Origin of the sequence: Accumulibacter sp., assembly GCF_023806635.1 — a bacterium.
GTDB lineage: Bacteria > Pseudomonadota > Gammaproteobacteria > Burkholderiales > Rhodocyclaceae > Accumulibacter.
This window is the reverse complement of sequence record NZ_JAMTDQ010000112.1, coordinates 3,007-14,399: the sequence shown is the minus strand read 5'-3', so window position 1 is coordinate 14,399 and position 11,393 is coordinate 3,007. Positions and strand designations below refer to the sequence as shown.

General features: G+C 65.8%; 12 protein-coding genes and 1 pseudogene. All 13 read right to left on the bottom strand.

Annotated elements, in window-relative coordinates:
• Positions 1-34 precede the first annotated feature (34 nt).
• On the bottom strand, positions 35-361 hold the full coding sequence (gene raiA / locus NFW30_RS19045; RefSeq protein WP_295349632.1) for a ribosome-associated translation inhibitor RaiA: 327 nt from the start codon (positions 359-361) through the stop codon (positions 35-37).
• Positions 362-377: 16 nt separating this feature from the next.
• Positions 378-1,805, bottom strand: coding sequence for an RNA polymerase factor sigma-54 (locus NFW30_RS19040; RefSeq protein ID WP_295349631.1), 1,428 nt, complete (start codon positions 1,803-1,805; stop codon positions 378-380).
• A gap of 81 nt (positions 1,806-1,886) precedes the next feature.
• Entirely contained in the window at positions 1,887-2,612 is a 726-nt protein-coding gene (gene lptB / locus NFW30_RS19035) for an LPS export ABC transporter ATP-binding protein (protein ID WP_295349630.1), read from the bottom strand.
• 11 nt (positions 2,613-2,623) lie between these two features.
• The gene (gene recX / locus NFW30_RS19030; RefSeq protein ID WP_295349628.1) at positions 2,624-3,070 is read right to left on the bottom strand and encodes a recombination regulator RecX; all 447 of its coding nucleotides are present in this window, start codon (positions 3,068-3,070) and stop codon (positions 2,624-2,626) included.
• Positions 3,071-3,080: 10 nt separating this feature from the next.
• Positions 3,081-4,100: a recombinase RecA gene (gene recA / locus NFW30_RS19025; RefSeq protein ID WP_034935060.1), complete on the bottom strand. Its 1,020-nt coding sequence runs from the start codon at positions 4,098-4,100 to the stop codon at positions 3,081-3,083.
• 153 nt (positions 4,101-4,253) lie between these two features.
• Complete coding sequence (locus NFW30_RS19020; protein ID WP_295349627.1) at positions 4,254-5,990, bottom strand: hypothetical protein; 1,737 nt, start codon at positions 5,988-5,990, stop codon at positions 4,254-4,256.
• Between the two features lie 299 nt (positions 5,991-6,289).
• On the bottom strand, positions 6,290-6,802 hold the full coding sequence (locus tag NFW30_RS19015) for a CinA family protein (RefSeq protein WP_295349626.1): 513 nt from the start codon (positions 6,800-6,802) through the stop codon (positions 6,290-6,292).
• Positions 6,799-7,290: a phosphatidylglycerophosphatase A gene (locus NFW30_RS19010; protein WP_295349669.1), complete on the bottom strand. Its 492-nt coding sequence runs from the start codon at positions 7,288-7,290 to the stop codon at positions 6,799-6,801. Before NFW30_RS19010 ends, NFW30_RS19015 begins: the two co-directional genes overlap by 4 nt.
• Positions 7,277-8,230 carry a thiamine-phosphate kinase gene (thiL, locus tag NFW30_RS19005; RefSeq protein WP_295349625.1) on the bottom strand — a complete coding sequence of 318 codons (954 nt, stop codon included), beginning with the start codon at positions 8,228-8,230 and terminating at the stop codon, positions 7,277-7,279. The genes NFW30_RS19010 and thiL overlap by 14 nt, the downstream gene beginning before the upstream one ends.
• 44 nt (positions 8,231-8,274) lie before the next feature.
• A complete protein-coding gene (nusB, locus tag NFW30_RS19000; protein WP_295349624.1) occupies positions 8,275-8,766 on the bottom strand; it encodes a transcription antitermination factor NusB in 492 nt (163 codons plus the stop codon).
• A complete protein-coding gene (gene ribH, locus NFW30_RS18995; protein WP_295349623.1) occupies positions 8,763-9,281 on the bottom strand; it encodes a 6,7-dimethyl-8-ribityllumazine synthase in 519 nt (172 codons plus the stop codon). The genes nusB and ribH overlap by 4 nt, the downstream gene beginning before the upstream one ends.
• Positions 9,281-10,414: a bifunctional 3,4-dihydroxy-2-butanone-4-phosphate synthase/GTP cyclohydrolase II gene (gene ribBA / locus NFW30_RS18990; protein ID WP_295349622.1), complete on the bottom strand. Its 1,134-nt coding sequence runs from the start codon at positions 10,412-10,414 to the stop codon at positions 9,281-9,283. The genes ribH and ribBA overlap by 1 nt, the downstream gene beginning before the upstream one ends.
• Positions 10,415-10,765: 351 nt before the next feature.
• Positions 10,766-11,393: pseudogene (locus NFW30_RS18985) on the bottom strand (hypothetical protein); the annotation flags it as partial.

Below are 11,393 nucleotides of genomic sequence, written 5' to 3'. Positions count from 1 at the left end.
CTTGGCGATCGTCCGGCTGGCCGGGCGTTGAAGGTTACTCGGCGGCAATGTGATCGGTGATCTTGTTGCCGCGATGGTGGTCCTGCAGTTTCTGCTTGTACTTCTGCACCTGACGGTCGAGCTTGTCCACCAGACCATCGACCGCGGCGTAGAGGTCTTCGTCGACCGATTCGACATAGACATCCTTGCCTGCCAGGTGAACAGTCACCTCTGCCTTCTGCTTCAGCTTGTCCACCGACAGAATCACGCTGACGTCGATCACGTTGTCGAAGTGGCGGGTGATTCGTTCGAGCTTGCCGGTGACGTAGTCGTGCAGCGCCGGGGTGACCTCGAGGTGGTGTCCACTGACTTGCAGGTTCATGGTGTGGCTCCTTCTTCTAGATTGACTTGCGTAGACTGACCGGCGGGATATTGAGCGACTCACGGTATTTTGCGATTGTTCGCCGTGCGACAACAATCCCCTGCTGGCCAAGAACCTCGGATATCTGGCCATCCGAGAGAGGCTTCGTTGGTTCCTCCGTGGCAATCATCTGCTTGATGAGGGCACGGATCGCCGTTGCCGAGCAGGCTCCGCCGGTTTCGGTGCCGACGTGACTGCCAAAGAAGTACTTCAACTCAAAAATTCCGCGTGGCGTTGCCATGTACTTCTGCGTGGTCACGCGCGAAATCGTCGACTCATGCAATCCCACCGTTTCGGCGATCTCGCGCAGGACCAGCGGCCGCATGGCGACTTCGCCGTGTTCGAGGAACTGGCGCTGTCTTTCGACGATAGCCTGCGCCACTCGCAGGATCGTGTCAAACCTTTGCTGGACGTTCCTGATCAGCCAGCGTGCTTCCTGCAACTGGACGGACAGGCCAGAACCCCGCTGGCGGGAAAGAATCTGGGCGTACAGGCTGTTGATCCGCAGCCGCGGAAAGGCCTCGGCATTGATGCTTGCCGACCACTGGCCCCTGAGCTTGCGCACGACCACATCGGGTACGATGTAACGGGTCTCCGTGCTGGCATAGGCAGCGCCGGGGCGCGGGTTGAGGCTGCAGATCAGCAGGTGGGCCGCACGCAGTGCCTCGTCATCGGCGCCAGTCTGTTTCTTCAGCCGTGCGAAGTCGTGGCTGGCCAGCAGGTCGAGGTGCTGCAGGACGATCTCCTGCGCCAGGCTGTTGATCATTGTCGGCGGCGTGGCAGCCAGTTGCAGAGTCAGGCACTCCTGGGCGCTGCGTGCGCCAACGCCGGTCGGGTCGAGGTTCTGCAGGTACCGCAGCGCGATCTGCAGCTCTTCAAGCCCGACGTCGAGATCCTCAGGCATGGCCAGCGCGATTTCTTCGAGTGGCTGCGACAGATAGCCATCGTCGTCGAGGATGTCGATCAGATAGCTGACCAGAATGCGGTCCCTTGCGGAGATGGATGTCAGAGCAAGTTGCCACAGGAGATGGTCGCGCAGCGAGACCGCAGCGGCCTGCACGTCCTGATAATCCGTGTCATCGTCCTCGTCGCCATCAAAGGAACCGGCGGCGCCGGTGCTGCCGAAGTGGTCGTCCGCCCAGCCGTCCTCATCGCTGGTGCTCGGGGCAGGCGATGGTTCTGCGCCCGCTTGGCCGTCCTGGAACTCGGCGTCGGCGTGGTCAGCCGGTAGCGCTGCCGGCTGCGGATAATCCTCTGCCCGCTCGAGCAGCGGGTTTTCCTGCAGGAACTTCTCCAGCTCATGTTCCAGCTCGACCGTCGATAACTGCAGCAGCCGTATCGACTGTTGCAGCTGGGGGGTCAGCGCAAGATGCTGCGTGAGCTTGAGCGTGAGGGATGGTTTCATGTGCGGAACCGGGTGGGCCACCGTGTCGCCATGGCAGACTGCCCGTCTGGTTCTCGAATCATCGCCGAAGGGCTGTCGCGATTACAGGCGGAAGTTCTCGCCCAGATACACCTTGCGGACGCTTTCATTATAAATGATTTCGTCCGGACGGCCGGCGGCGAGGACACGCCCCTCGTTGATGATGTAGGCGTGGTCGCAGATCCCCAGCGTCTCGCGAACGTTGTGATCGGTGATCAGAACGCCGATCCCCCGTTCCTTCAGGAAGCGGATGATGCGCTGAATGTCCAGGACGGCTATCGGGTCGACGCCGGCGAATGGTTCGTCGAGGAGGATGAAGCGCGGCTCGGTGGCCAGTGCGCGGGCGATTTCGACCCGCCGTCGCTCGCCGCCGGAGAGCGACGTCGCCGGGTTCGCACGCAGATGACTGATGTGCAGTTCTTCGAGCAGGAGTTCGCTACGCTCCTCGACCTGCATGGGCGACCACTGCTGCAGTTCGAGGACGGCCCGGATGTTCTCGCTCACCGTCAGCTTGCGGAAGACGGAAGCTTCCTGTGGCAGGTACGACACGCCGAGTCTGGCTCGCTTGTGGATCGGCAGGTGGGTCAGTTCGACCTCATCGAGACGGACCGAGCCGCCATCGCAGGCAACGAGACCAACCACCATGTAGAAGCAGGTGGTCTTCCCCGCGCCATTCGGGCCGAGAAGACCGACAACCTCGCCGCTGGCGACCTCGAACGAAACGTCATGGACGACCGTGCGCGCCTTGTAGCGCTTGTTCAGCATGTGTGCGAACAGGGTGCTCTGCATTCTGGAAGTGTTCACTCGTCGTCAGGAGCGGCACGCAGGACGCGCCGAATGGTTTCGGCAGAGAATCCCCGGCTGGCCAGGAAGCGCATCTGCCGCGCCCGCTCGGTGTCTCCGGCGGCCGTCGGCTGCTGCCCGAAGCGCCGCAGCCAGACACGCCGGGCTCGTGACAGCTCTTCTTCCGCAACGGTCAGCGCCGCACTGACCAGCTCATCGGCAACGCCCTTCGCCCGCAGTTCATGCGCCAGACGGGCATCGCCGAAACGTGCGGCGCGCGCCCTGATGCGGCTGCTGGCGTAACGGTGGTCGGACAGCAGGTTGCTGCTGCTCAGGTCATCGAGTACTGCAGACAGCGCCTGCGGATCCTCTGCCTGGGCAGCCAGCTTGACCAGCAACTCGTGGCGAGTATGTTCGCGCCGCGCCAGCAGGCGCAGGGCCCGGTCGCGCAACGCGTCCGGCATCAACCGGCCCTCAGGCGGTCGCGACACCGGTTCCCGGCAACGGAACCTTCACCGCAGCGCGGATCCGGTTCTCGATCTCCAGCGCCACATCCGGCTTGCCCTTCAGGTACTCGCGTGCGTTGTCCTTGCCCTGGCCGATCTTCTCGCCGTTGTACGAATACCAGGAGCCGGACTTGTCGACCAGCTTGTGCAGTACTCCGAGTTCGATGATCTCGCCTTCGCGCGAAGTACCCTCGCCATAGAGGATATCGAAGATGGCTTCGCGGAACGGTGGGGCGACCTTGTTCTTGACCACCTTGACCCGCGTCTCGTTGCCGATCACCTCGTCCCCTTTCTTGATGCTGCCGATGCGCCGGATGTCGAGGCGGACCGAAGCGTAGAACTTGAGTGCGTTGCCACCGGTGGTCGTCTCCGGGCTGCCGAACATGACCCCGATCTTCATTCGGATCTGGTTGATGAAGATCACCAGCGTGTTGGTGCGGTTGATGTTGGCCGTCAACTTGCGCAGCGCCTGGCTCATCAGCCGTGCCTGCAGGCCGGGGAGCGAGTCGCCCATGTCGCCCTCGATCTCAGCCTTGGGGACCAGAGCAGCGACCGAATCGATCACCACGACGTCCACGCTCGCCGATCGCACCAGCATGTCGGCAATCTCGAGTGCCTGTTCGCCGGTGTCGGGTTGTGATATCAGCAGTTCGTCGAGCTTGACGCCCAGCTTCTGCGCATAGCCAGGATCAAGTGCGTGTTCGGCATCGATGAAGGCCGCCGTGCCGCCGATCTTCTGCATTTCCGCGATCACCTGCAGCGTCAGGGTCGTCTTGCCCGATGATTCCGGACCATAGATCTCGACCACGCGGCCACGCGGCAGGCCGCCGATCCCGAGGGCGATGTCCAATCCCAGGGAGCCGGTCGAGACGACGGGGATGTCATTGACCACACTCCCTTCACCCATGCGCATGATCGAACCCTTGCCAAACTGCTTCTCGATCTGCGCCAGCGCCACAGCCAGAGCCTTCGACCTGTTGTCGTCCATTGTCGCCTGTCCTTGTTCTTGCTTGATAGGAATTATCCCACGTTCGACGGTGCTGCAGAGGCGCCGCCGATATCTTCACTATACTGTATTCAAATACAGTATGGAAGTTGGTCGGCCGGGTTGCCGTCGGTGGCGGCGCATGCGTCCGGCTGGTCAACGCGCCGGCCGTGGACGCTCCTGCTGGATGTCCGTCAGAATCAGCAGCTCGCGTACGGCGGCGAGTTCAAAGCCCCTGCGTTCGCCCTTCCGGTTGTCGCGCAGGAGCTTGTCCAGATAGGCCGGGCAGCCCGGCGTGTCCCAGAGACGAAGCAGTTCGCGCCTGATGTGCGTCATGCTGTCTATGGTCGGCAGGCGTGTCAGGATTTGCTCGATCGGCATCCGTGCCAACTCACGGGCTGTCACGATCGGCGCGCTGAGTTGTCCGGCTGCCTGCCAGGCTGGTGTGGCGACGTTGAAAAGGCTCGTCAGCTTCAGGGCCAGCGACTCGAACGCCGCTTGCTCGTTGCCCTGGCGATAGACCTCGAGCAGTTTCAGCCACGGCGTCACGGCTGCCATCGGCTGCTGTGCGATGAATTCCTCGAGGGCGTGCTGAGCGCCCCTGGTGCGGCCGAAGGAGAGCATGATCTCGGCGAGTTCGAGGACGGCCGTCACTTCTTCGTCGCTCTCGCGCAGCGGCGAGGAAGTCGTCTCCTGGCCGTCGCCGTCGGCCCGCAGGCTATCGGCGGGGGTGGCCGTTGCGCCACCCCGTTGCCGTTCGCCGCCATCATCGGCGATCTGCAGTTCCCAGCGCGACACGTCTGCCGACGTGTCCGGCGGTTGCTCGGCGTTTGCCGACGCTGCGGTCGCTCGTGGCGCCAGCGAATGCCGGCGCAGGAACCAGGCGAGAGCGGCGATCAACCCCAGAAGCAGGCTTCCCTCGAACCACCAGTCGGTTTCGCGCGCGGCCGCAGCGGGCGGGCCGGGAGATCCGGCCGGCGACGCTTCCCGCGTCGCACGCGATGGCCTGTCACTGTTGGCCGCGCTCGTCGGTGCCGCTGCGACGGGAACTGGCGACGGCAGCGGCTGCGTCGCACTCTTCCTGTGCAGGGCCTCCAGGGTGCTTTCGAGCTGCCTTATCTGTTGCGCGATCGCCAACTGCTGGGCGGCCTGCGTATGCAGGGCAGACAGCAGCTGGTACTCGATGCGCAGCATGGCACGCTGGCTTTCGTTGCTCCTCCCGAGCAGTTCGGTCGACAGGCGGGTACTCAGCCGTAACGGATGCTCTTCGCCCGGAAGGGCTTTCACGACATCGTCCTCGCCCGAAAGCAGGAGGCGGTCACCGGCCCTGCCGGCGGCGGTCGTGCGGCGCGAAGGCTCGCGCGGCGGCGCTGGTGCCCGCGCAGACCCCGCTTCAGCCGCTCCGGCCAGGCGGCCGGGCGAGCCCTCGGCGGCGGCAGGTGTCGCCAGCGGCGCCGCTGCCAGGGACGACGCCGGCAACTGCCGATCGCGGGTCGGTGGCCGCGCGAGGGTCGCCGGCTGCACGCGGCGATTCGCAGGGTCGATCAGCAGTACGTAGTTGCGACCAGTCTCGGCACCACAACCAACCCGCACGTTGACCTGCAACAGAGGTTCAGTGATCGTCTGCTCGGAAGAGATCCGCAGGTGCCGGCGGCCAGCGCTCTCCTCGACCGTCAGGCGGGCATGGCGCAGGGTCGGCAGATCGCCGTCGCCCGTCGGTGACAGGCGGAAGCACTCCGCCTGCATCCTTTTCCCATCGCTGCCAGCGTCCGCCATCTCGACCACCGCCTCGAAGCGCGAGCCGAGCGTCGAGAGCACGGTCATCTTGCCCAGAGTGGCACCCTGCACGGTGCCTGCAGACCAGACGAGCAGCGACGGAAGGATGGCCGCCATCGCGACCGCACGAAAATGGGCGATTCCGGGGAGCATCGGGGACCCGTCGAGCTCGTTCAACCGCCTCATTTTATTACATGGCCAAGGGCTGTGCCGAGAAACTGTCGCTTCCGGAACGACGAATGGGCGGAGCGTCGCCGCGGCGCTGGGTAAGGCGCGGCGACCGCGACCAGATTCGTTTCCCGATCGATCCGTCCGCCTGCCGGTCCACCGATCTGTCACCCATGAAACCGCGCGCTTCCTCGTACTCTGGCATGTGGCGCATCCTGGCATCCCTGCGACCGTCGTTTCATGATCTCTCAGGCGCAGCGGTGGCCAACCCGCGGCAGGAGTCCGCGCAGGGCGTATTCGACCGACCGCGCACGAACTGCCCGGCGATTGCCCGGAAAATGGCGGGTAACGGTGGCTACCTGTCCGTCGGCAGCCCGAGCCCAGGCGAAGCAGACGGTACCGACCGGCTTCGCCGCCGTTCCGCCGGCGGGTCCCGCTATGCCGGTGATCGCGACTGCCCAGTCTGCCGGGCTGCGCGCCAGTGCACCGAGTGCCATGGCGGCGGCGGTTGCCTCGCTGACCGCACCGTGGCTGGCGAGCGTGCTGGCGCTGACACCGAGCAACTCGGTTTTCGCCTCGTTCGAGTAACTGATGAAACCGCGGTCGAACCAGCGCGAGCTGCCAGAGACCGCTGTGATGCACTGGCTGAGCCAGCCGCCGGTGCACGATTCAGCTGTCGTCAGGCGCTCGCCAGCCTGCAGCAGCAGGCCTCCGACCTCGTCCGCCAGCCTTTCCAGTGCCACTTGGTCGGGCTCGTTCATGGCAGCGCGAAGCGCAGGATCGCCAGGACCAGAAGCGTGTAGCCCGCGGCCACCAGGTCGTCACACATCACACCGAAGCCGTTCTTGACGCGCTCGTCAAAATAGCGCGCCGGTTGTGGTTTGACGATGTCGAAGAAGCGGAAGAGGCAGAAGGCGGCTGTCTGCCACAGCCAGTGTCCGGGGCAGAACAGCAGCACCAGCCAGAAGGGGACGATCTCGTCCCAGACGATACTGCCGTGGTCGACAGCGCCGAGATCGACGCCCGTCCGGTGCACGGCCAGCGCGCCAGCGAGGAAAGCGAAGGCCAGGAAGAACAGCATCTGCTGTTCGTTCATCGACTGGCCGAGGAGCGGGTAGGAAAGCCAAGCGAACAATGTGCCGACGGTTCCCGGCGCGCGCGGCGACAGGCCACTGCCGAAGCCGCAGGCCACCAGATGCGCAGGATGCGCGAACAGGAAGCGGATCGAGGGCCGGCTAGGCAAAGTGATCGAATCCCCTGTCGCCGAAGTCCAGCGCCCGTCCGCTTTCGTCTACCACCCTGACCTCGCCGACCGGCGCGGGCAGAACGCGACCACAGCGACACAGTGGCAACTCCAGTTCGCCAGCCAGCGCAACGAGGTCGTGGCGCCTGCTCTCCGCAGCCGTGAACAGCAGTTCGTAGTCGTCACCACCCGCCAGTTGGCAGCGGCGGGCCAGGAGCGGCTCGACGCCGGTCGGCAACGGCGGCAGGAGATCCAGAGAGATCTCGGCACCCGCTTGCGATTGCTCGACGACATGGCCCAGGTCGGCGAGCAGGCCGTCCGAGACGTCGATCGCCGCGTGGGCCAGATCGCGCAGGCGAAGGCCGAGCTCGACACGCGGCAGCGGCCGTTGCAATGCCGCAAGGCAGGTGCCGCGCAGGGTCTCGCCGAGGTGGACCCGTCCCTGCAGGTGAGCGAGGCCGAGTGCCGCCAGACCCGTCGGACCCGAGAGCCAGATATCGTCGCCCGGCAAGGCGCCGTCACGCCGCAGCGCAGTGGCCGACGGCAGTTCGCCAATTGCCGTCAGACACAGGTTGCGTGGACCTCGTGTCAAGTCGCCGCCGACCACATCGACGGCATGGCGGCTGGCGCAGGCGAACAGTCCCGCGGCGAACTGCGCGATCCATGACTCGTCAGGCGCAGGGAGACTGCCGGCGAGGAGAACCCAGCGCGGACGTGCGCCCATGGCCGCCAGATCCGACAGGCTGACCGCCAGCGTCTTCCAGCCGAGCGCGCAGGGGTCGGTGTCCGGCAGGAAATGCGTCCCTTCGACCAGCATGTCGGTAGTCACGGCCAGAACGGTGCCCGCGGCCGGCGCGAGCAGTGCGCAATCGTCACCGGGTCCGAGCAATGCCGCTGGCGTCGGCCGCGTGAAATGGCGCCGGATGAGTTCGAACTCGTTCGCCATCCTGATCCCGGGTCGCGCCTATCGCGTGCCACCGGCGCGGCGACTCATCGGCGCCCGCTCGCCGATGACCGGCCGGCGGCAACCTCGGCCGGGCGCAGGCGGATGGCCAGCTTGTCGAGCACGCCGTTGACGTACTTGTGACCGTCGGTGCCGCCAAAGCTCTTCGCCAGCTCGATCGATTCGTTGATCACGACGCGGTATGGTGTCTGCGGATGGTTCTTCAGCTCGAAGGCTCCGGCAAGAAGCACGCAGCCCTCGACCGGCGACAGCTCGCCGAAGGGGCGGTCGAGACAGGCCTGCAGCTGTTCCTGCAGCGCTTCGCGCTGCGTGAGGACGCCGCGCAGCAGACCGGCGAAGAACTCGCCGTCGGCCTTGTCGAAGCCTTGGCTGTCACGCAGGCTGGCTTCGATTGCCGCTTCGTCACTGCCGCCGACCTGCCACTGATAGAGTCCTTGGAGAACGAACTCGCGCGCACGCCGCCTTGGGGTGGGCGGCCTGGTCTTGCGACCTGTCGCCGGCGATGGTGTTGCCGTCATCGCGTGTCCTCCCGGACCAGGCGCAGCAGATTTGCCATTTCGATGGCCGCCCGGGCGCAGTCGATGCCCTTCTGGTGCATTCGGGCGAGCGCCTGATCGTCATCCTCGCAGGTCAGGACCCCGTTTGCGACCGGTACCTCGTTGGCCAGTTGAAGCTCCATCAGTGCTCGACAGGAGTCATTGGCGACGATCTCGAAGTGGTAGGTTTCCCCACGGATCACCGCGCCCAGCGCGATCAGGGCATCGTAGCGAGCGGTTCGCGCCATCGTCTGCAAGGCGAGCGGGATCTCCAGCGCTCCGGGAACGGACGCGACCGTGATCGCGCCCTCGGCAACGCCGAGACGCGTCAGTTCGCTGGTACAGGCGCTGAGCAGCCCTTCGCCAATGTCCTGGTTGAAGCGGCTCATCACCACGGCGACGGTGAGGCCGACACCGTCGAGTGCGGGCTCGTACTCGCGGATCTCGCGGCCGCTGGTCAGCGGACGAATGCTGGTCGGACGATTCGGGTTCGCCATCAGAGACTTTCGAGATCCTGTTGCGTGGCCACGTGTCCCGTGACTTCGAGGCCGAAACCCGTCATGCTGGGCATACGGCGCGGCCGCGAGAGCAGTTTCATCCTGCCCACTCCCAGGTCGCGCAGGATCTGTGCGCCTATGCCGTAGATCCGCGGATCCCAGCGTGTCGCGGGTTTGCGGGCGGAAGCCGGTTCGCGCAGGATCGATAGCAGATCCTGCCCGCTCTCGGGGCGATGCAGGAGGACGATGACACCTGCGTCGACGCGCGCCAGTGCTGCCTGCGCGACGCTCAGCGGAAAGCTGTGTCGGCCCCCCCCGGGGTCGAGGAAATCGACCACCGACAGCGGCTCATGCACCCGCACCAGGGTCTCCCTGTCCGGATGAATCTCACCCTTGGTCAGCACCAGGTGCACCTCGTCCGAAGTGCAGTCGGTATAGGCGTGCAGGGTGAACTCGCCATGCGCCGACTGCACGGTCTTCGACAGCGCCCGCTCGACCAGCGTCTCGTGCCGGCTGCGGTAGTGGATCAGGTCGGCGATGGTGCCGATCTTCAGGCCGTGCTCACGGGCAAAACCGACCAGGTCAGCGAACCTCGCCATGCTGCCGTCCTCCTTGAGGATCTCGCAGATCACTGCCGCCGGCTCGAGGCCGGCCAACTGCGCCAGATCGCAGCCCGCCTCGGTATGGCCGGCCCGCACCAGTACCCCGCCGGTCTTGGCCATGATGGGGAAAACGTGCCCGGGTTGGACGATATCCTCCGGACGCGCATTTCTCGCCACCGCCGCCTGGATGGTCAGCGCGCGGTCCTGCGCCGAGATGCCGGTGGTCACGCCGGTCGCCGCTTCGATCGAGACCGTGAAGGCCGTGCTGTAGGGACTCTTGTTCTCGCGCGTCATCTGCGTCAGCCCGAGCTGGCGGCAGCGTGCCTCGGTGAGCGTCAGGCAGATCAGTCCGCGGCCAAAGCGGGCCATGAAGTTGATCGCCTCCGGCGTGACGTGTTCCGCAGCCAGAATCAGATCACCTTCGTTCTCGCGATCTTCCTCGTCGACCAGAACAACCATGCGCCCGCCGCGCATTTCGACGATAACCTCCTCGATCGGCGATACATCCGCGGAACAGCCTTGTGGTGCCATCAGTACCTCCTTGACTTCGAATCGGCAGTATCGGTGCCCCGAGCACGTGCCGCCGGCGGCTTTCCGGCGACGCGACCATGTACGCAACGCGCCGCAAGCCTGGCCAATCATCTTCGAGGACGCGATTCTCTCAGTTTCCCGGGCCTACCGCCATGCTGCCGTCAGCCGGCGAGGGGCCGCTGGTCGCCGGCGAGAACGGACGCCCTTCTTCACGCCCACTGCGCAAGACGACGGTCATTCGTTTTATCATGCGGATAGTGTAGGCGGGCCGATCTGTCAGAGCCGGCGAGGGCGACTGCCGAAGGGTTCCGGTATCTGAAGCCGATGGTCGATGCGGAGGGGTATGCGATGTCAATGAACGGGACTTGGTTGCTGGTCTTGGGCGGCTTGGTCGTTGCTTTCGTCATCTGGCGGCTGGTGGTTGCCTTGCGCGCCGGGAGGAGGCCAGCGGCGACAGGCGAGGGAGCCGAACGACTTGCCGCAGAAGAAGAGGGCGCTCGCCGTGAAGCCGAGCGCCAGGCTGCCGACGAGGCCGCCCGCCGCGAAGCCGAGTGCCTTGCCGCCGAGGAGGCCGCCCGCCGTGAAGCCGAACGCCTCGCCGCCGAGGAGGCCGACAGCCGTGAAGCCGAACGCCTCGCCGCCGAGGAGGCCGCCCGCCGCGAAGCCGAGCGCCTTGCGGCCGAGGAAGCCGCCCGCCGTGAAGCCGAGCGCCTTGCGGCCGAGGAAGCCGCCCGCCGTGAAGCCGAGCGACTCGCCGCCGAGGAAGCCGCCCGCCGCGAAGCCGAACGCGTCGCCGCCGAGGAGGCGGCCCGCCGCGAAGCCGAACGCCTCGCCGCCGAGGAGGCGGCCAGCCGTGAAGCCGAGCGCCTCGCCGCCGAGGAGGCCGCCCGCCGCGAAGCCGAACGCCTCGCCGCCGAGGAGGCCGCCCGCCGCGAAGCCGAGCGCCTTGCGGCCGAGGAAGCCGCCCGCCGTGAAGCCG